The sequence below is a fragment of the Paenibacillus sp. MBLB1832 genome (assembly GCF_032271945.1).
Lineage (GTDB): Bacteria > Bacillota > Bacilli > Paenibacillales > NBRC-103111 > Paenibacillus_E > Paenibacillus_E roseopurpureus.
Genome location: NZ_CP130319.1, coordinates 756,377 through 777,743, shown reverse-complemented (window position 1 = coordinate 777,743; position 21,367 = coordinate 756,377). Strand labels below are relative to the sequence as shown.

General features: G+C 43.3%; 14 protein-coding genes. 1 reads left to right on the top strand and 13 read right to left on the bottom strand.

Annotated features, from left to right (window positions below; all coding sequences use genetic code 11):
• Positions 1-73: 73 nt before the first annotated feature.
• Genes MJB10_RS03655 through MJB10_RS03645 form a run of 3 tightly spaced genes read right to left on the bottom strand, consistent with a single transcriptional unit; the run spans position 74 to position 3,365 of the window.
• Positions 74-1,867, bottom strand: coding sequence for an L-fucose isomerase (locus MJB10_RS03655; protein ID WP_314801826.1), 1,794 nt, complete (start codon positions 1,865-1,867; stop codon positions 74-76).
• Between the two features lie 46 nt (positions 1,868-1,913).
• Complete coding sequence (locus MJB10_RS03650; protein ID WP_314801824.1) at positions 1,914-2,789, bottom strand: class II fructose-bisphosphate aldolase; 876 nt, start codon at positions 2,787-2,789, stop codon at positions 1,914-1,916.
• Positions 2,790-2,816: 27 nt separating this feature from the next.
• A complete protein-coding gene (locus MJB10_RS03645) occupies positions 2,817-3,365 on the bottom strand; it encodes a D-lyxose/D-mannose family sugar isomerase (RefSeq protein WP_314805464.1) in 549 nt (182 codons plus the stop codon).
• Between the two features lie 163 nt (positions 3,366-3,528).
• On the opposite strand from MJB10_RS03645, the gene MJB10_RS03640 reads away from it, so the two are divergent.
• On the top strand, positions 3,529-5,022 hold the full coding sequence (locus MJB10_RS03640) for an FGGY-family carbohydrate kinase (RefSeq protein WP_314801822.1): 1,494 nt from the start codon (positions 3,529-3,531) through the stop codon (positions 5,020-5,022).
• Here the strand turns inward: MJB10_RS03640 and MJB10_RS03635 are convergent.
• The 10 genes from MJB10_RS03635 to MJB10_RS03590 form a co-directional block, all read right to left on the bottom strand.
• Positions 5,011-6,027, bottom strand: a complete 1,017-nt coding sequence (locus MJB10_RS03635) for a LacI family DNA-binding transcriptional regulator (RefSeq protein WP_314801820.1) — start codon at positions 6,025-6,027, stop codon at positions 5,011-5,013. The two genes, MJB10_RS03640 and MJB10_RS03635, sit on opposite strands and share 12 nt — an antisense overlap.
• Positions 6,028-6,154: 127 nt before the next feature.
• Positions 6,155-12,100 (bottom strand): fibronectin type III domain-containing protein, encoded by a 5,946-nt coding sequence (locus MJB10_RS03630; RefSeq protein ID WP_314801818.1) that lies wholly within the window; start codon positions 12,098-12,100, stop codon positions 6,155-6,157.
• A gap of 626 nt (positions 12,101-12,726) precedes the next feature.
• Positions 12,727-13,470 (bottom strand): IS21-like element helper ATPase IstB, encoded by a 744-nt coding sequence (istB, locus tag MJB10_RS03625; protein ID WP_314801816.1) that lies wholly within the window; start codon positions 13,468-13,470, stop codon positions 12,727-12,729.
• Positions 13,471-13,472: 2 nt separating this feature from the next.
• Positions 13,473-15,014: an IS21 family transposase gene (gene istA, locus MJB10_RS03620; protein WP_314801814.1), complete on the bottom strand. Its 1,542-nt coding sequence runs from the start codon at positions 15,012-15,014 to the stop codon at positions 13,473-13,475.
• Positions 15,015-15,452: 438 nt separating this feature from the next.
• Positions 15,453-16,529, bottom strand: coding sequence for a hypothetical protein (locus MJB10_RS03615; RefSeq protein WP_314801812.1), 1,077 nt, complete (start codon positions 16,527-16,529; stop codon positions 15,453-15,455).
• On the bottom strand, positions 16,517-17,323 hold the full coding sequence (locus MJB10_RS03610) for a P-loop NTPase family protein (protein WP_314801810.1): 807 nt from the start codon (positions 17,321-17,323) through the stop codon (positions 16,517-16,519). The genes MJB10_RS03615 and MJB10_RS03610 overlap by 13 nt, the downstream gene beginning before the upstream one ends.
• Positions 17,320-17,649 carry a hypothetical protein gene (locus MJB10_RS03605; RefSeq protein WP_314801808.1) on the bottom strand — a complete coding sequence of 110 codons (330 nt, stop codon included), beginning with the start codon at positions 17,647-17,649 and terminating at the stop codon, positions 17,320-17,322. Before MJB10_RS03605 ends, MJB10_RS03610 begins: the two co-directional genes overlap by 4 nt.
• Positions 17,646-18,152 carry a hypothetical protein gene (locus MJB10_RS03600; protein ID WP_314801806.1) on the bottom strand — a complete coding sequence of 169 codons (507 nt, stop codon included), beginning with the start codon at positions 18,150-18,152 and terminating at the stop codon, positions 17,646-17,648. The genes MJB10_RS03605 and MJB10_RS03600 overlap by 4 nt, the downstream gene beginning before the upstream one ends.
• Entirely contained in the window at positions 18,139-18,315 is a 177-nt protein-coding gene (locus tag MJB10_RS03595) for a hypothetical protein (RefSeq protein ID WP_314801804.1), read from the bottom strand. Before MJB10_RS03595 ends, MJB10_RS03600 begins: the two co-directional genes overlap by 14 nt.
• Positions 18,316-19,269: 954 nt before the next feature.
• Entirely contained in the window at positions 19,270-21,330 is a 2,061-nt protein-coding gene (locus MJB10_RS03590) for a TnsD family Tn7-like transposition protein (RefSeq protein ID WP_314801802.1), read from the bottom strand.
• Between the last annotated feature and the right edge of the window lie 37 nt (positions 21,331-21,367).

Sequence of the window (21,367 nt, the reverse complement as noted above, 5' to 3'; positions counted from 1 at the left end):
TAAGCACTAAAGTTGAAATAACATTATGCAATAGAAAAGCAGAGGCTTCACCTCTGACTTTTCTTCAAGTTACTTATTTATACAATGGACCTAGCAGATGACATGCCCGATAATCCGCTCCTTCAAGCCCCGCAGTTCCGAAAGCTTTCCATGCGCTTGGTCGGAATATGCGTTCCTCTGCAACATTGTGCATATTAACAGGAATACGCAACATAGAAGCAAGCGTGATTAGATCATCTCCAATGTGTCCATAACTTAACGCGCAATGGTTCGAGCCCCAAGCATTCATGACCGAATACACATCCTTAAAGACTCCTTCGCCCGTTAAGCTCGGAACGAACCAGGTCGTTGGCCAAGTCGGGTTCGTTCTTTGATCCAATACATGATGAATATCCTCTGGAATATCCACTGTATAGCCTTCAGCTATTTGAAGCACAGGACCCAAGCCTTGAATCAGATTAATGCGAGCCATTGTGACGGGCATCCCCCCCAATGTTTGAAAATCTGTTGAGAACCCGCCTCCACGAAAGAAATCGACCGCAGGACACCAAGTTGTGGCATCCAGACATGCTTGCACTTCATCTGCTGTAATCTCCCAAAATGGTTTCATTGCAGGCTGACCGCCCTTGCTTTGGCGACCTGTTCCATCTAATGTTGCTGGACCAGAATTAATTAGATGAATAATCCCATTATGTGCCATACCAGTTAGCTCTTTGCCCGTCACTCGCTTTACGGCATCCGAACTCCAAAAGGTACGAACATCAGCAAAAATCTGTGCTGACCCTGTTAACAAATGACCGAAGAGCATCGTTACCGCATTCAAGGTGTCATTCTCTGTTGACATAATATATACCTCGCGGATACCGTTCCAATCGAAGGAGGAAGTTAGAATTGCTTCCATGAAATCCCCATTCGGATAGTGATCCGTCCACTGGCGCTGTCCCTGAAATCCTGCAGCGATTGCATTATGCCCAAGTGCTTCCTCCCCATAACCCATCCTATCCAATATCGGATTGCCAATCATGAGGTCACGCGCAATCAATGTCATCTTGACCACGGTTTCCCAATCATTCTTCTTCTCCTCTGAGGTTCGCCTCAGGTGCTCAGGATTCACATCCGCACCTTCCTTACAGTTTTCCTTCGTCCATTGAAGCGCCCTCTCGAATTCATGCCGGTCATAAATCCCCAGATCCATCCTTCTTACGAATTCCGTCATATCAACGTACTCATTTCTCATCCCAAGATATGAATGGAAGAAACTCTCATCCGCGATACAACCAGCAATACCCATGGACACTGAGCCCAGGGATAAATAAGATTTCCCTCTCATAGTAGCTACCGCTAGCCCAGCTTTAGCGAAGCGAAGCAACTTCTCCTCTACATCAGCGGGAATGCTGCTATCCTCTATGTCCTGAACATCGCTTCCATAAATACTGAATACGGGAAGCCCCTTCTGATTATGGGCAGAATTCGCAGCAGCCAAGTAAACTGCCCCGGGACGTTCCGTACCATTGAACCCCCAAATAGCTTTAGGTATCGATGGGTTCGTGTCTATCGTTTCCATAGGATAACACCAGGATGGAGTTACAGTAATAGTAAGTCCTACTCCTGCACGTTCGAACTTAGCCGCCGTCTGAGCAGCCTCAGCTACGCCACCAATACATGTATCTGCCAAAACACATTGCACGGGCAACCCATTCGAATGAGTTAACTTCTCACTTAATAATTGAGCAACTTGGTTGGCCAAGTTCATTGTAATAGCTTCCAGAGACTCACGAATACCTCCTCTTCTGCCATCAATGGTCGGCCTAATGCCGATTTTTGGCATATCTCCTATTAATCGATTCGACGCTGCTGTTGCACTCATTCTGATGCCCTCCCTATTGATTTATGTTAACTAAGAATGACCAATGCTACGCCTTCCCATTGCTTCGGAAGCTGCGCATGATGTTGGCTGCATCCTCCCGGAAGTAAGCGATGGATGACATCATGAGATCATGATAGAATACCTTCTCCTCCGCCCTTGCCATATGTTCCTTCAATCGCTCCGCAACGTTCAATGCCATGCCTGTATAGTAATTGATCTTGGCAATCCCTCTATCGATTGACTGTGCAAAATCCTCTTGTGACAGCCCCGAGCCCCCATGCATAACGAGAGGCACACCGGCCGATTGTCGAATGCGCTCAAGCCTATCAAGATCAAGCTGAGGCTCTTTCAGATAGATACCGTGTACCGTGCCGAAAGCGACAGCTAGAGCATCTACGCCCGTTCTCTCCACAAAGTTGCGAGCTTGTGCCGGATCGGTATAGAGGGACGTATCATCGATGATCGTATCGTCGTCCTCCCCCTCGGCGCCACCGCTCTTCGGGCGTGTCACATAGCCAAGTTCTCCTTCAACAGTGACGCCAAGCTGGCTCGCGATCCGCACGACTTCCGAAGTCCTGCGCACGTTCTCCTCATACTCATATTCCGAACCATCGAACATGATAGCGTTAAAACCAAGATGCATGGCCTTAATAACCGCATTAAAACTCTTACCATGGTCTAGCAAAATACTAACAGGTACTCTCGCTCTCTTGGCTTCTTCTAGGAGAATCGGGGCTAAATGCTCCAAAGTGGAATATTTCAGATGAATTTCAGCATGGCACAAAATGACAGGCGACTGCTCTTCCTCAGCCGCCTGAACAATACCACGGATCATGTCTGAATTAATCGCGTTAAAGCAAGGTACTGCATAGCCCTTGGTCGTTGCATCCTGCAACAATTCTTTCATAGATGTAATCGTCACAATACCATCACCCTCTCTATCCCTTATTTAGTCTATGATCGTCGTAAACCGAGCAATGTCCGGGTCCGTAAATATATCGAATTGATCCAGGCTTGTCGTCGAAAACTCCGTCACAACCGCTCCCTCAGGTCCAGCTTGAAACCAGTGTAAGGTATTCGGCATGATGGTATATTGATCTCCTGGATTGAGTTCGATTTGGTGCCAAACGGAATAGTATTGCTTGCGATCTTCAGGAGGAAGCGCACACGGAAAATTCGTCCGTTTACCAGGTACATACAAATACACCTTGCCCGAACGACATCGAAACGTTTCCTCTTTGCCGGGGTTAAACTCGTCGATCTTAGGATGGCGGTGCTCAGGACACGTTTGATTAGGCAGCATAACGAGCTCTTTCGCACAAACACGCGGGGTGTTCACATAGACAAACAAACCTAACCCTGTTGTCTCGAACTGATTCAATCCGAAATCTGCCACTTCAATCTTGTCTTTCTCATCTGAAGTCAGAACAATTCCGACTTCCTTTAACTGGTTAAAGCAGAATTCCTGAAACTGTTGAACTTGCAGCCTAGTCATCATAAATGACACATCCGTCCCTTCATATTTTTAAACCGCTTTAAATAAGACGATTTTAACTTATATCCTATAAAATTTCAATTAATTATTGAAAAATTGTTTACAAAAACCGTATAATAATTTATATACATTTAAAGCGCTTTAGATTATGGAGGAGGAACTATTTATGTCATTAATGGGTCTCGATATCGGCACGACCGGCTGTAAATGTTCCTTGTTCACTGAAGATGGCGTGCTGATCGCTGCTTCTTATCGAGAATACAGTTTAGTTCTACCCAAACCTGGTTATTTCGAGTTCGATCCACATTTACTTTGGAAATCCGTTCAAGAAGTCATTGAAGAAACTGCCTCTCAAAGCGGTGGAGACTTAATTAAAGCGATTAGTGTTTCCTCTTTCGGGGAAACCGCTATTCCAATTGCTCAGGACGGCTCTGTCCTGGGGAACGGATTGCTATATACCGATATCCGGGGCTTCGATGAAGCGTTGCTGTTGGAGCAATCACTTGGCAAAACAAAGGTAATGGCTCTTGCAGGTGTTCCCCTCCATCCGATGTTTACCGTCGCCAAAATGATGTGGATGAAGCGCCATGAACCACAATGGTTTCGACGCGTATGGAAGTTTTTACTCATCGGCGATTATATCGTATTTCGACTTACAGGTATGACTGCGATTGACTATACGCTCGCCTCGAGAACAATGGCATTCAACATCACCACGAAGAAGTGGGAAACAGAGATCCTCCGTGCAGCAGAGCTTGACCAATCTCTCTTGTCAGAACCCGTTGCATCGGGAGAAGCGATAGGTAGAGTAACCCCTCAATGCTGTGAACGACTAGGACTTAAAGGGAGACCTATGGTAGTGGCCGGCGGTCACGATCAGGCGTGTGCTGCGTTAGGCGCAGGAATTCTTCGTGAGGGCCAGGCAATAGACGGAATCGGTACCGTCGAATGTATCGCCCCCACCTATAGCCGTCCTGTCGTCAACGAAACCATGCTGCGCCTCCAATACAACTGTGCCCCCCACGTCTTGGATGGACACTATTTGACGTATGCTTTTAATTTCACTGGCGGGTCCTTGTTGAAATGGTTTCGTAACGAATTCGGCTACAAGGCGGAATCCGAGGCACATTTACGCGGGATGGACGTATACAATTATCTGAACCTAACGGCCCCTATTGAACCGACAGATCTTGTGATTATCCCTCATTTTGCTGGATCAGGAACCCCGCATATGAAGCCCGAGGCGAAGGGTCTTATCTATGGCCTCACCTTCCAGACGACTGCTGCAGATGTATACAGGGCTTGTATGGAGGGAGTTACTTATGAAATGAGGTACAATCTAGAGTGCTTAAAAGAGGCAGGCATTGCGGTTGATTCACTGCGTGCGGTAGGAGGGGGGGCCAAATCCGATTTATGGCTGCAATTGAAGGCCGATATTATGAACCGTACTATTGAACGTCTCAATATAAGCGAGGCTGGAACAATCGGAACCGTTATTCTGGCAGGAAGGGCAGTAGGCGCCTTCGCCACATTCGAGGAAGCAGCACAAATACTCGTTAAGCCACTAAAGTCATTTTATCCCCATGTCGAAAGAAGAGATCAATACGAAGAACGCTACGAGAAATTTAAAAGGCTGTCCAACCTGCTGTCAGATTGGTAATGTAGATTGTCGTAAAACCAATTGCGGCGATATTTTTAACTGAATCGGAGACCGCGCTTCGTCTTCGGAGATCAATTGAAGCAAGCTGTCCACAGATAGCTGGGCCATCTCTTGAACAGGCTGACGAACCGTTGTAAGGGGAACTTCTGCAATAGAGGAGAAGATGACATCATCGTATCCGGCTACAGCAACGTCCTTCGGAAGCTGAAGACCCGACTCCCTGACCGCCCTCATGGCGCCAAGAGCCATAATATCGTTCACTGTTATGATCGCGTCGGGCTTTGTTTCCTCAAGCAACAGCTTCTTCGTAACCTCAAAGGCTTCTTCAAATCGCAACTTGTCACAGCGAATAATCCGGGCTGTTTCTAATGACAGCCCTCTTTGTGCGTAGGCACTCCGAAACCCTATCTCCCTTTCCTTGGAAATAACGACTCCTTCTTGACCACATAAGAAAACGATATTTCTGTAGCCGTTAGAGAGCAGATGCTCCGTTAACGAGAATGAGCCATCCATCAAATTCGTCATAACGAAGCTGCTTGGAAAGTCATAGTAATACGCACCAACATAAATGATGGGAACTTTACTCGTCCTGACCGCGTCCCTGTAAGCAGATGTTGTATCACGTATGTATACAGGCGAAACCATAATTCCGTCCACGTTCATGTTTGCAAACCGCTCCATCACCTCTTGCTCGGTTTCCAAGGAGAAATCAGAAAAACCGAGAATGAGATGTCGACCGCTTGCCCTTACCAACTCTTCAATACTCTGTGTCAATTTAGAATAGAACGGATTCTCCACCTCTGGAACGATAAGTCCGATCGTACTACTCTTTTGGGTGGCGAGACCTCGGGCAAAGAAGTTAGGGGTGTACCCCAAGCTCTTGGCTGCATCCTGTACCTTCTTCTTCGTCCTTGGACTCACCCCAGCCTTATCATTCAAAGCGAGTGAAACGGTAGCCTCGGATATGCCAAGATGCTTAGCTAAATCTGCCATAGTAGTTTTCATACATACCCCCACAAACTCGTTAAATTTAAAGCGCTTAAAGAGCATTCTATGGGAATGCCAAATCGTTGTCAATCCGAAGAAAACCGTCCCCCGCGGATAACCTTAGGGGACGGCTAAGCATTACTTACTAATAGAGCTCTAACTCAAAAATACGTGCTGCGCTATCCGATCCTGAATTCGTGATATATAACCGAATGTAGCGTGTCGCGAACAACGTTACGGTTCGATCGGTCACGTTCGCAGTGTTGCCTACTACACTGTCCACATCCGTCCATGTTGTACCATCCTCACTCTTCTGCAGCTTAAAGTCCTTCGTATTCCAGCTCGTGCTTTCGCCACCTGCACCGGCATGTTTAACGACCCAACGGCTAATATCGTAGTACTGACCGAGGTCAAGCTGCAGCCATTTGGCTCCGCTCGTGTTATGGCACCACTTGGTCGTCGTGCTGCCGTCCACGCCTTGAGCCGCCGTTTGGGAGGCTGCGCAGGAACCACTTGCAGTAGCAGTCTTGCTAAGCGCCAAATTCGTTGTATTCACAGAAGATGCATTCGTCGTCACATTTAACGCACTGCTGCTAGTTGAAGCATTCCCGGCCGCATCATTGGCCTTAACCGTCAAACTATAAGACGTGCTTGCCGTCAACCCGGTTACAGTATAGCTGGCACTTGAAATATTGGCGCTATTTACCTTCGTGGAACCGTTGTACACATCATAGCCAGAAACCCCAACATTGTCGGTTGATGCTGTCCAAGACATCGTCACGGAAGTCGCTGTCTTAGACGTCGTTGTCAAGCCTGTTGGCACAGAAGGGGCCTGTGTATCGGGTGGGCTAGTGACACCATACAGCTCAAATTCATAGATACGCGCAGCGTTGTCCGATCCGGAATTTGTAATGTATAGCCGTGCGTAACGGAATGTAGAGGAGGTCACCGTCCGATCCGTCACATTGGCTGTATTGCCTACAACGCTATCAACATCCGTCCATGTTGTGCCGTCCTGGCTCCTTTGGAGCTTGAAGTCCTTCGTATTCCAGCTCGTACTCTCGCCGCCTGCTCCCGCATGTTTGACCACCCAACGGGTGATGTCATAGTTCTGACCTAAATCTACCATCAACCATTTGTCACCGGCAACGTTATGACACCACTTGGTCGTCGTGCTGCCGTCTACGCCTTGAGCCGCCGTTTGCGTGCCTGAGCAGGAACCGCTTGCGGTAGCCGTCTTGTTCAGCGTCACGCTTGACAGCGTTGGAATGGCCTGCTTCTCATTGGAATTGGTACTCTCTTGTGTTGCATTATAAGCCGTCACGACCATAAAGTACGTTGTTCCGTTGGTTAAGCTGTTAATCGTATAGCTCGTTACGTTGCCTGCATCCACCGTCGTGGCATAGCTGCCGCTGGTCGTTCCATATTTCACATGATAACCTGTCGCACCTCCTACGGCGCTCCAATTCACCGTTATTTGCCCGTTCCCAGGCGTAGGATTATTCTGCACAGGAGCCGCGATCTGCGGTACTGCCGACACCTGGTTGGAATCGGTGCTTTCACCGGAGCCGTTCTGAGCGGTAACAACGAAATAATACGTTGTTCCGTTCGTAAGGCCGCTCACAGTATAACTGGTGACATTGCCAGCGTTAACTGTAGTTGCATAAGTTCCTGAGCTGGTTCCGTATTTGACATTATACGAAGTAGCACCGCTGACGCTATTCCAATTCACAGTAATTTGACCTGACCCCACAATAGGCGTTGTTTGAATCGGGGCTGCTGGAGGTGCCGATGGAGTCGCGCTTTTCTCATTGGAAATGGCACTCTCCGCTGTTGCGTTGTAGGCCGTCACTACCAAATAATACGTTGTACCGTTCGTGAGACCTGTAATCGTTTTGCTCGTTACATTGCCTGCATCAACTGTCGTCGAATACGTGCCGCTTGATGTCCCATATTTGACCTTATACCCAGTGGCACCCGTCACACTTCCCCAATTCACAGTGATCTGGGCGTTGCCAGCTGTCGGATTCGCTTGCACAGGAGCAGAAATCGATGGAATTGCCGTTTTCTCGTTCGATTTCGAACTTTCTCCTCCGCTGCTGTAAGCTGTAACGACGAAATAATAGGTCGTACCGTTCGTCAAGCCCGTTACTGTGTAGCTGGTCACACTACCGACATCTATTGTGGTGGTATGGCTGCCGCTGGCAATGCCGTATTTCACTTTATAGCCAGTAGCTCCGCTAACCGCGCTCCAGTTCAGACTCACTTGCCCCGAGCCTACGGATGGAGCGTTCAGAACGGGTGCCGATGGCGCCGGACTCGCCACGGGCTTCAAGCTTTCCTCATTTGAGACGATGCTCTCACCTGTAGCATTATAAGCGGTCACGATGATGTAGTAGGTCGTGTTGTTCGTTAACCCCGTTAACGTCTTACTTGTGACGTTGCCGACATCGGTCGTGCTCGTGTAGCTGCCTGATGTAGTGCCATACTTCACCTTATAGCCCGTAGCTCCGTCGACATTGCCCCAGCTCACTTTAATCTGAGTATCCCCTGCCACTGGATCCGCTTGAATCGGCGCCATCGGTTTGCAGGCAGCTGTCGTCAAGCACAGGTACGATGAGTCGATTAAGCTGTAATCATGTGGATCATGTGAAATCGTCCCTAAACCTGCCTTGACCGCCGTGTTCATCGTAATCGTAGCTCGCGCTTGCTCCTTCCAATTGCCATTCTCCCAATAGGAGGCAATGAACGTATCCCCATTACGCTCCAGCTTCACGTCCGCCGGGAAGCTTACATTGGTAGTAAAATAAAATTGCGATGTAGAGCCTCCAGCCGAAGTTCTATACAGCAAGCGTCCGCCGCCGTCTGCCGTCAGCCTGATGAAAGCCGACTTCGAGCCAGCGGTCGTGTCTTCACGAATAACCGGTCCCGCCGCTGCATTCGGATGGGCATAGGAAACATTATCGATACGGGTCACCACTGAGAAATTCATGCTAGACACGTTCTGATACATAATCGTTCCGTCATCCGCACTGCCGTTAATATCGTTGCCGTTCGTCGCAATGTGGAAGCGATTGTTCGAGTACGATGCGGCGCCAATGGCCGAGCCCACGTTCAAGATGTTCCAACCTGTCGGAAGCGCCTCCGTCCCATAGACGACCACACTATCTGCTGCCGTACGTGTGACTCCGTTCAACGTGACCTTGACCGTAATACGTCCGGATCCTGGCGCATTGCCCGCCGTGATCGCGCCCGTCGTAGCGTTCACTGTCGCCGCTGTGCTGTCGATGGAAAACTGCTTCGTCGCGTTGGTCAGGTCTGCCGTCGAGTTATCGGACAGCGTCCCCGTTACCGTAATCTGATCCGTCCCTCCGTACTGCAGCATCTGATTAACAAAGTTGATGCTGATGGATTTCAGAGTCGCACTGTACACGCCTACGTTGATCGTTGCATTCTTCGTCACACCGCCGACCGCAGCCGACGCTGTAATGGTCGCCGTGCCAGTCGCCACGCCCGTTACCACGCCTTGTGAGCTCACCGTCGCCACGCTGGTATTGCTGCTGCTATAGCTTACTGAGCTCAGCGACAGCTTTTGGCCTTGCGTCGTCACGCCCGTCGTCTGCAGCTTCACCGTACCGCCCACAGTCATGCCTGTCTCCGAAGCAGCAATGCTTAAGCTGCTCAAAGCATCCGCTACGATGACATACATGTCCGCCGTCTTCGTTACTCCACCTTTGGTCACCGTCGTGGTAATCTTTGCTACACCGGCTGCTTTCGCTGTAATCAGTCCGCTGGAGCTGACCGTCGCGACTGTCGTGTTGTTACTCGCATAACTAACCGTCGCATTTGATAGATTGGCGATATAGCCGCTTGTCGTCCGACCCTTCAAGCTAAGCTGCGCCGTTGCATTCACATTGAGCGACAAATTCGCATCGTTCACCGAATCAGAAGAGTTGCGCACAAAGAGTCGATCCAACGTTTCTTCCGCATTCCCTAACGGATAGCTGGAAGTCAGACCGATATCCTCCATGTTGAAGTCCACGAAGCCCAGTCCGTAAGAAGGGGAGTCGTAGCGCAGACGGTAATCCGAGCTGCCCGCGTTCACAAACAAGGGGTCGGTCGTCAGACTGAACTGATCATACTTGTCGTTTAACGTATGCCGCCAGTCTTCAATTGTTTTTCCACCGTCCACGTAATACATGCCTCGAGTCCCGTATATGCCGTTTGCATTGTACCACGTGTTGTTCTCCGCCTTCGCATAACGATCGTCCTGCCAGTTGATGAAGGTGTAGATTTGATTGGTCGAGTTGTACACGATATTGGACGTCACTTCAATGTCCTTGTTCGTGTGGTTGCCCAGCTTATTCGTGTCGAACGCACCGGGACCGTAATCTACATAATTATCATTATCTGCGATAATGTTGTTGTAGAATTTATTGGCGGTTCCTTTGGCGATCACATCGGTAAATGGACCGTTGCCTTGTTTGTTATTGTTGTACAGAATGTTGTTGTACACGCTTGTGTTATATACGTCATCGTCCAAATAAATACCGGATGCAAATGAAAATGCCACTTGGTTGTCGTGAATGATATTATTCCGGATGATATTGTTGGGTCCCATCCCAAAAGCATAGATCGCGCCTGTATCCTGCGAGTCGTTATTTACGTTTGAGATATCGTTGTATTCAATAATATTCGACTGGGCATCTGTAGTAGCAACAGCCGGAGTAGCCGTTGATACAGGTGAATAGATGCTTATTCCCCAACGCGAGGCATTAAAGATTCGGTTATTTTTGATCGTATAGAAAGCGCCTTTATCCAGGAATATGCCTGAGCCTTCACCATTCAACTGCCCAACGTCGTGGATGTAGTTGTTGGATATCTCATTGTAGCCTACCTGTACGCTTGTAGAGCTGTTGGCATAGGATTTTATGCCGCTATATCCCAAATTGTACATGTGATTTCCGGTGATTACGTTGTTTTGCGCCCATAGGGTTAGTTCTATGGCACTCAATCCGGAATTGTAAATTTCATTATTCTTGATTGTTATGTTCTTTGCGTACTTGATATATACCGTATCTTGGTCACGGTCCGTGTTCTTGATCGTAATCCCTTCAAAGCGAATATTATGGACGGGATTCGTATCGCTAGAGCCGTAGAAGCCTAGCAAATGACCAGATTTAGGCGCTTCAATGACTAGGCTTTCGATATCCGTGTTGCTCCGAGGCCAATAATACAGAGTATCGTTCGCATCGTCGAGATAAAATTCTCCAGGCGCATCCAATAATTCTTTCTTTCCCTGAACGAAATAACGCGATCCAGCGCCAATTGTATACTGCGCATTGGAGCTAAGTGTCACTTGGCGAGTAGACGTGTCAAGCGCTGAAACACTGATCGTATTGGTCTTCCAGTTGACTTCTCCGCTATCGCTGCCTGGCCAAATAAATACTTCCAACCCGTTTAAGCTTGAAACGGATGGAATATCTCCCGATGCATAGATGAATTGTGATTTGGAGGCACTAGTTGTACCTACTTTGTCAGCAACTCTGCTATAAGCATTTGCTCCTGATGGCAATTGGTTCGGATAACGCGCCTTAACTGCTCTGACTCCATTCTCATAAAGTGTATGGAAAGTCCAATTAACTCCTGTCTTCTTATACACATTCCCGCTGTCCAGCGTCCATCCGGTCAAACGCGTTGAGCCCGTTACTGCCGCCTGCTCTCCTGGATAATTGGTGTAAACGACATCAAACCCGGAAACACCAGAATCTGTAGGTCCAAACGAGATGTTATTAACATTCTCTAGAACACCCTTGATATAAACGTAGATATCGCCATTCATTCCGCTTGCCGCAATTTGTGAATTTACCTTGGATTTCGCTTTACCCAGTGTTTTGAGAGGACCATCTGTTCCTGCTGCATTCGGTGCCGCCAAAGTTCCGCTCCAGCTGTCGTTCCCATCTGTTGAGGACACATAGAATGCATTCGATGCCGCATAGGCAATATTCCATTCAAATAAAGAAATTCCTGTTAATTGTACAAACAGCGCAATCGTTAAACAAATGCTCACATAAAGCCGTGTATTCCTCATTTCATCAATAACCTCCTTATTAATTAGCGTGGGTTTCACCTACTTGGGTAATGATTTTATTAAAAAGTCACCACGAGTCATAGGACAGATATATGAAATTAAGTCGAGCTGCCATCCTTTCTCACCTCCCCACGCTGGCTACTGTAATTGGAGATAGTTACTTAACCTGTTTGTAAACGATTACATAAAAAGAGGAAATTATCTTATTCACTAACATAGTTCACTTGTTGTATATGTAAATCTTCACTTTTGTATAAAAGTATTTTATTCTCATGTATCTTTCCAAAATATTCCTGCATTTTCACATTATCGTTATATACCCACAAATTGAACTGTATGATTTAAAGAATAACCCTCAATTTCTATAATTTTTAAACAAAACGGTCGCCATCCTAAAGTTAATTTCATAAATTTTAGAAAAATCTCATCCTGATCTCATTTTTAACTTTTTAACATTCCCTCATAAATAAAAAATGCGTTCACCTAATTGAGTGAACGCAGTGAATATTTCGATGTAATAGAGCCATCATTCCGGTGATAAGTGAGCCAGTCCTCTGGGGAAAATGAGCCACCGTTCCGGAAGAAGGAGCCACCAGTTTGCGGCAGCCCCCTTGAAATATGAATTGTTAGTTTATAAGTCCTTTGCGCTTTCGCATGGAGTCCATGCCTTCAATCGTGATCGTGTAGGATGAATGCACGATTCGATCAAGGATAGCATCTGCTAATGTATTCTCACCGATTTTTCCGTGCCAGCCGGCAGGAGTGAACTGCGAGCAGAATATGGTAGAACCTTTTTCATGGCGAGCCTCCACGATCTCGAGCAGATCCCGTGCTTCGCTTTCTTTCAACGAGACAAGCAGCCACTCGTCCAAGATCAATAAAGGAATCTTCTTGTAGGTTTTCATCACTCTTTGATAGATCCCTTCGCCGCGCGCCACTGCCAACTCATTCAGTAGTTCAGGCAAACGTATATATTTGACCGGGTAGAAGTTCCTGCAGGCTGCAATTCCGAAGGCGCAAGCCAGATAAGTCTTCCCTGCACCGGATGCTCCCATGATGATGATAATGAGCTTGTCCTGAATGTACGCGCCGGTTGCTAATCGAAGGATTTGCGTCCGGTCAAGTTTTCGATCAGCGTGATATTCAACGTCCTCAATGCAGGCGTTGTTTTGCTGAAAATCTGCTTTTCGGATCAACGAGGAAAGCCGGTTATTCTTACGCCTGGACCACTCTAGATCCACAAGTAGCCCAAAGCGTTCTTCAAACGACAGGGCTTGGAAATTTGAATCTAACAACTGATTCTGGTAAGAATCCGCCATTGTAGCGAGGCGCATTTCATGTAGTTTGCGTAAGGTAGGTTCGTGCGCCATAGTTAGCCCCTCCCGTAATAATCTGCACCACGAGTGAACCCGTGGTTTTCAGAAGAAGGTGATGGCACTTTTGTTTCCGGTGCTGTTTCAAGCCGATCCTGACCGGTAGTCAAGATCGTTTTGATACTTTGGAAGTTTGGTCTTGGTGTGTAGGATAGCGCTTTGGCACAAGCTGCTTCGAGACGAACAACACCGTACTTGTCGGCAAGCTTCAGGAGTGCCATGCAGCTTCTGTAGCCCTGTTGCTCTACTTTGTGGGAAGCGAGGATCGCCTGGGTTGCAATTGCGGTATGTGCACCAACACTTTGTGCCCAAGAGATAAAGCGATTGGCGTTCCATTGAATGAACTTCTTATGGTTTTCAGGCATGTGATCTTCTATGGTGCTATATTGCCCTGGTTTACCATGGAGCCTCGGGTGGGAGCATACTCGGTTATTGTTGTAGAAGACCTCAATAACATTGCGAGTCATGCGGACATCGACCTGATGCTTGATATATTCATAGGGGATGGAGTAGTGCATTTTCTCTACGCTTATATGATAATTGAATTGGACAGTGGCGGTCTTCCAGGTCGCCAACTCATATGGGGTAGCAGGCAAGGGGAGTAGAAACGGTTTTTCTTCCGTCATAAACACACTGCGCCTGCTCCCTTCTTTTTTCTGAAAAGGCTTTGCATTTAAGACATCAAGCTTCTCCCGAATAGCCTGATTTAATTCGGCAGCACTAAAACACTGTTGTTTACGTAGTGCGGCTAGAATCCATGTGGAGACCACGCCAACGGCTCCCTCTACACTAGGCTTGTCCTTGGGTTTACGGACACGCGCAGGAATGACGGCGGTGTTGTAATGTTCGGCCATTTCGTGATAGATCCTATTGATCACAGGAGAGTGCCCTGATGCCTTTTCCACGCCGGTCTTTAGGTTGTCCGGTATGAGTACACGGGTGGACCCGCCAAAGAATTGATACATATGGATATGGGCGGTGATCCAGCTCTCCTGATCTTGAGAAGAGAATGCTTCCACATAAGCGTACTGACTGTAGGCCAGCACTCCTACAAAAACATACATCGTAACAATCTCGCCAGTCTCGCGGTCAATGATGGACGCGGTTTGCCCGGCCCAGTCCACCTCAAGTTGTTCGCCTGGCTTGCGCTGAATTCGCATAGTTGCGTTCGATTTCAAAGTGTACTGCTGATAGTGATGGCAGAACTGAGAATACATAAGGGGGATCTCTTGGCTCGACCGGCAGTTCTCGCAGTATTCATTCCAAAGTAAGCTGAGTGTTACGCCGCTCTTGGCCATCTCCCTGTGAATGTATTCGTAGTCCGGGTGCTTACGAGTGGGTTGCTTTTCGACTTCGGCAAACAGGCGCTGACGAAGCTCGCCATCCGACAGATTTTTCTGTAACGGCCACGATATTCGAAGTTCTTCTGCTCGTTGAATGATTTTGGAAACGGTGTTGCGAGAGCAGGCGCAACTGACAGCGATGTTACGCTGACTGATCCCTTGACTATGAAGCCGCAGGATTTCACGATATTGGGTCATTGTATGACCTCCTCACGAATGATTTGCGTTAGTCTTTCGACAACGCATAGAGTCATTCTAGCAGGAGGATATTGTGGTGGCTCTCACCAGCCGGAAGGGTGGCTCAAAAATGACGGAGGGATGGCTCTCACTCACCGGAACGATGGCTCAATTTGCTCCGGAGTATTCACGCAGCAAGGAGGACACGAAAGATCGACAAATGGGTTAGTTAGTTTCAATACTTCAGAACTTTATTTGTCACTTCAAAACTTTATTTGTCACTTCAAAACTTATTTGTCACCCAATAACAACTACGATACGTGAAATGTTGGGTGACAAATAAGTTTTGAAGTGCAAGAAGCCAGCAAACTCAAATGGTTTGCTGGCTTTTATTAAAATGTATTTACAAAATATTGTTTTTAGATCCCACGTCATTTGAATGATGAAGGAATCTAAAAATCACTTTAATTCTTTCAGAAGTTTGTGCTCGTCATTTAACAACAATATAACATTTTCGCCATTGTAGAGGTCTATATCTGAAATACTTCCAGTGAGGATTACTTGACCTACTTCACTTCTTTCAATCAGCTCCAGAAACCTCTCATACTTATCCAAATCGAGATCCTTATCTTTTGGAGAATCTAATAAAATAAATCCTAGGTGATTAATATTCTGCACGTTTTGGCAATGGAACAATGATGTGATATATGATAATCGTGCTGCTACTTTTAAGCTCGCAGAAGAAATATTTCTAATGTTAACTTGATCAATAACTGGAGTAAATTCATTATCAAAGCTCACGTTCATTTTGCTATCAAAGATGTAATTTAATTCATCAGAGTAAATACTTTTCCATTTATCCTGTTTAAATCCATCTGTTTGAATAACATGTTTCTCAAGTGCTCCAAGTTCTTCTTTCAAAGCATCAATATCAAATTCAAGTTGTTTTTTTTGTAATTTAAGTTCTTCTTTTGTTATCAGAAAACTCAATTGTGTTTCTAAAAGGTATTCGTCTTTCGTTAAGGATTCAACCCTGTTTTTTATGGAGTTAACTATACTCTCCATTGGTGTGTTCAGAGCTTTTTGGTCTTTAACGAATTTTCCCATGAGATTATCTATTCTTTTTTCAATAATTTTCTTCTTACCTTCTGATTCTTTGATTTGTTGCACTAGCTCTTCCTTTACCCTATTAGCTTCATATAAAGATTCCTCAAGCATTCTTTTATACTGTGAGATCCTTTCAAAGTCCGTTGTATCAATTTCATTATTACAGTATGAGCAATTATCAGATGATGCACTGTCTATATAAATTTTACCTAAGCAAATGGGACACCTTTCCACTGGTATGAGCGTTATTATTTGTCTAGCTACTATCATTTGTTTAAGCTTATTGATCTCATTTTCTATTGTCATACTTATATTGGAAATGTCATCCCTTTGAAGGATAAGTTCACGAATATCTTCTCTTATAACTGAAAGTTGTTCTTGATTATCGAGTAAGTTTTTATCAATCTTCTTGGAGTTTATTGACTCCAATTTTGTAATAGATTTAACATTTTCAATCTTAAGGTTATCTTTCTCGAATCTAATATCATTAAGCTTATCAATGATCCTTTGTTTGTTTTTTTTAATTTAATAAGCTCATTGTACTCTTCTTTTTTTTCTAAATTAGTATCATTTACTTCATCAACGACTTGGATTTTTGAAATGACAATACTTCGTTCCTTTAGTAATGCCTGTAATTTTAATCTTGCTTTCTGTACCTCAGAGTTCTCTTTACCTAAGAGTGCTTCAATAATTGCCTTTTTGATCAAATTTTGATTATTAATATAACTTTTATTATTACCACCCAAATCTGCTAATAATTTATATGCAGGAGTATCTTGATCGGCTGTCACAGCTCTTAACATAAAGTAGTATCGCATATTTGCTTTGTGATTATTTCCGTATGCAATTTCCTGCCTACCATATCCTTCATTTGTTAGTAAAAAATCTGAAAACTCCTCAAGGTTTTTTATTTCAACATTTTCCTCAACTAGTTGACCATTGATATCCATTGGGATAATTAATATAGACTCAGAGTGAGGCAATTTTCTAATAAATTTGTAACTATAACCGTTTTTTAATTCAACATCAAGTTCAACTTGATTAGAGAGATTATTTTTTGCTATTTCATCAATAAATGAATCAATATAAGTTCCAAGGGAGTAAAGAATAAGTTTTATTAATGTAGTTTTCCCATTACCGTTTTCGCCGAGTACATAATTTATTCTCCCAAATTGAAGACTAAAGCCCAACTTCCCTTGTACGACAAGCTTTTTCAAAATCATTTTTTATATTCCTCCAAAAACGATTGCAAAGCTGCTAGTCCTTTTTCAGTAATAGTTATGACTGAACTAAGATTTTCTTTTGCAATTATGTCAACTAAGTTTCTGCTTGAAAGTATAACAAGTGCTGCATCTAGTGAGTCTAGGGCTTCTTGAGAGCCTCTATTTAACAAAGAACGAACCATCTGAACCCTATTATATTTTATCCCCTGAACTTGGCGTGTAGATAAGGATTTAAGTATTTGAATAGAACAAAGATATGGATCCAGTTCAACATCTTCGTCATAGAACCAATCGGAAGTCCGGTCGACTAACATATAAGTACTCAAGATTCATCAACCTTCCATCTTAATGCACAGTTTGAAGTAGCTATGTAGAGTAATCCTTCTAAAAATGCTTCATCAATTTCCATTATGTCTTTATATCTTGAAATAATTGCAGGAAACTGCGCAAAAATATCCTCACTTTTATGCTTTAGTAGTTCCCCATCGTCCATTGGCATAACAATCTTAGAAACTGATGTTAATAAATTTTCGTAAATATCAGAAAGAATACGTTTCCCATTTTCTGACTTATTGAGTTCGAAAATTATTTTTATTGCACCTAATTTAGAAGAAACTGCTCTTATCTTTGTAAAGCTGTTAACTTTCCCGTCTTTTAACTTTTTAAATAGTGTACTATTATCTTCGTCTATTTTGAGATCAAAAGAACTATCTGTTCTTATTGGCTTACTTGCTTTTAATACCTCTTGGGTTTTAATAACATATTGATCCCTTCCAATGAGGTCTCCTAATACTATATTCTCTGTTTGCCTAATACTATTTCCCAGCACCTTTATCACGTCCTGTTAAATCGCCAAGTACAATATTGTTATTTTGCTTTACTTTATAATTTGATTTATTAGATGATCTATTTTTATAAACAAATACACTGATTGAAGCGCCTGCTAAAAATGCTGCTAGATGTGTAAGTATTTCTTGAAGCCATGAACTCATAGGAATCCCCCTAAATGATAATTACTAATTATTTTACCATTTTCTAACTACTTGGTATACTAAATTTTCCATATCTATAGGTCTTGAGTCTTATTTTACTATTTTGTTCAAGTAGCGTCGTCATAAACGTGGGTAACTTCTAAGTTGCTGTAGCTTTTCATTCGCGCAGTTTATAGTCTTTAATTTGAAGTAGTCGTAAATAATTAGTAAAATGAGTGTTTTACAGCCTGTCCGCCACAAATATTGCGAATTGATAACGCAACTCGATGAAATCCCTGCTAACAAAGTGATAAACTCAACTATACAAAACCGGTCCAGTTGTATTACCGAAAGAATCAGAGCGAGGACGCTATCGAGATTAAATTAGATGTCAAGCCCCGCGATGACTGTCATAATATAGATTGCTACCCCTTAAAAATGCATCATTCAATTACTGCTGAGAACACATCATCATCAGGTCTATCAATGGAACAATTCAACTTCTTGAATTTTGGAAAATAAAAAGCGCGGCTTATATTGCATTTATATTCTATCCTCTTACAGGACTCTGTGTCGATTTGCAATTGCAATCTCATCCAGATTTGCAGTAATCGTGAATCTCCAATAGAAACCCACGTCCGTATCACTTTTCGCAGAGGGAAACAGAATAAAAGTAGCTGTTATCGGTTGTGAGAGCAGCATAGGGCATGTACATGCCCTATGCTACTTTAAAATGTCAGATGTTGAGATTGTTGGCGTATGCGATGTCAATTGCACGATAGCCCAGGAGTTGGCCGCGAAGTCAGGTGCGCGTTTCTTACATCCTTCGAGGCGCTTACTTCGGTAATGTTCGCGGCAACCGGCTAGTCTTTCAACTCATCGAGTAGTAGCACGAACCGTGATAACGGATTTATTAATCGTTTCCTGAACAGGTAAATACCAAACCTTACTTGAAAACTCCATTTTAAAATCAAATCATTTGTTAATTTCTAAAGCTTCATTATACTCTTTCATTATTCTATCAATTATGTCAATAATTTTATTTTTTAAGTCAATATCAATATTTTGATAATATTTATTGATTGTTTGCTTATTACATAAACTTTCAAAAGTTACATTTCTATATCCATTCCTTAATAAACTGAGTACTAATTTAGGTGTTCTCATCCTAATTAAGTACTCTTCTTCTGTTTCTTTCAACTCATTTAACAATTCCAAGCACATAGGAAGTTTCCCTTTATTTAAATATGGTACTATTCTGTTTTTATCTGATTTGTCTAAGGCGTTAATAATTGTATACTTGGTAATAATTTTTTTTTGTGCTTTAGATGAATATAATACTCTTGATACTTTTTCTAACTTCTCACATAATTCATGATCTAATAAAGCGAAATCCAACTTTCTAGTATATATCTTATTTTTTGGTAATGGTAAATTATTCTCAATCCAAGCACGGTCATTATTGAAAAGCCATGTGTACTCACTTTTTGCCATATTCTCAATATGACTTCTTGGAACATCACCTAAGGCTAGGATAATCTTTTGCAACTTAGAACGATATGCTAGCTTTTTATCTTCGTTAATAATAATATTTGTTTGTTTAAACGCAGGTAAATTTAACACCTTCGCATATTGTGAAGAATATTCCCCTTTTGCAAGGTATTTTTTAATATTCTTCACAAATTCTCTAAGAACATCTATTTTATTTAAAATTACCTCTGGTTCAACGTGTAAATAATTGTATTCTCCAAAAAGCACTTTCAAATATTTGTTAATTGACTTTGAATATGAAATTATCTCTTTTAGCTGGTTAATACTCTTTTTTTGCAGACAATACTCCAATAACTTAATTATAGTTAAAGGTCCTACTGTAACAATTGCTACTTTACCTTTATTAGTATTAGTACTACTACTCCATAATCGCGCATATATATACCCACATTCAGGGCAGGTAAATTCAGCAGATATTCTTCCATTGTTACTATATTTACAACTATAATTTTTAATAATTCTCTTATTATAATAATTGCAAAATCGATTAAGACAGTCCCAAGGACTGTTGCCAAAGGGTAACTTTACGCTCCAACTATCCTTGCAATAAAAAAAACTATCTATGTCCGATGCTAAGAAATCAATCAGTAACCCATAAAAAATATATTGATGTCTAAATTTTTTAATCAAATCGTTTCCCAATCTAGCGTGCATCATGGAAACACTAATTCCAACAAGCCTTAAATTCCCTTCACCATATTTATAAAAAAAGTCATTTATCAATTTTTCTCTCAATAGAAAACCACTTTGGCCATGAATATATCCTTTAGCACCAAGTTGCGAAATTAATTGAAACCTTGTGTAGTTGTCATCTCTTTGTTTTCCAAAATCATTTAATTTCAATGTATTTATTAATACGTATTTCCTAAAATCATAGCTTTTTATTTGAATAACATCCTGTTTTTTAATCTCATGACCGTGTCTACAATAGGGCAATAGAGTCATATAAACTGGAGTCGCGAGCGGCTCCCAGCAAGTGGGACATCTACTAATTAATTCACAATTGTGTATCGTACATACATCTAAAAATTTGAGTTGATGCCCGCGATGAACGAAACATTCTCCAAAACTTTGGACATCTTCATGCATACATAAAGGGCAGTACATTATTTGTTCTGAGATGAATTCACTTAATGTACGAGCAAGAACTTGAATACTAACCCCACTAACCCAGTTATCATTATTAGTTTTATCATTCCCGTTAAAAATGCACTCTAGGAATTCTGAATCATGAAAAGAACTGAGAATTCCAAACCATGTATGATTGTATAAGAATTCAATTTTAGCCTCATGCGTATCATTTGGTAGGTATTTAGAAAAGTAATTTATTGCCCGTGGTGTAACAGTATTGCTAGTTTTTAGATTGAATAAATCTACCATGGTCTGAACGATGTTGCTGTTTAGTGATCTTACATGATATCTATATACAATACTTCTTATATCCTCATCTAGCCTAAAATCCGGAAATTGGATAATTTTATTCATCTCTTTACCCCTTGTATAAAAAAAATCACTCCTAATC

Coding starts and splice junctions, on each gene's coding strand:
- MJB10_RS03655 (WP_314801826.1), bottom strand. CDS start 1,867: ATGAGTGCAACAGCAGCGTCGAATCGATTAATAGGAGATATGCCAAAA.
- MJB10_RS03645 (WP_314805464.1), bottom strand. CDS start 3,365: ATGATGACTAGGCTGCAAGTTCAACAGTTTCAGGAATTCTGCTTTAAC.
- MJB10_RS03640 (WP_314801822.1), top strand. CDS start 3,529: ATGTCATTAATGGGTCTCGATATCGGCACGACCGGCTGTAAATGTTCC.
- MJB10_RS03635 (WP_314801820.1), bottom strand. CDS start 6,027: ATGAAAACTACTATGGCAGATTTAGCTAAGCATCTTGGCATATCCGAG.
- MJB10_RS03630 (WP_314801818.1), bottom strand. CDS start 12,100: ATGAGGAATACACGGCTTTATGTGAGCATTTGTTTAACGATTGCGCTG.
- istB (WP_314801816.1), bottom strand. CDS start 13,470: ATGGCGCACGAACCTACCTTACGCAAACTACATGAAATGCGCCTCGCT.
- istA (WP_314801814.1), bottom strand. CDS start 15,014: ATGACCCAATATCGTGAAATCCTGCGGCTTCATAGTCAAGGGATCAGT.
- MJB10_RS03610 (WP_314801810.1), bottom strand. CDS start 17,323: ATGATTTTGAAAAAGCTTGTCGTACAAGGGAAGTTGGGCTTTAGTCTT.
- MJB10_RS03595 (WP_314801804.1), bottom strand. CDS start 18,315: ATGAGTTCATGGCTTCAAGAAATACTTACACATCTAGCAGCATTTTTA.
- MJB10_RS03590 (WP_314801802.1), bottom strand. CDS start 21,330: ATGAATAAAATTATCCAATTTCCGGATTTTAGGCTAGATGAGGATATA.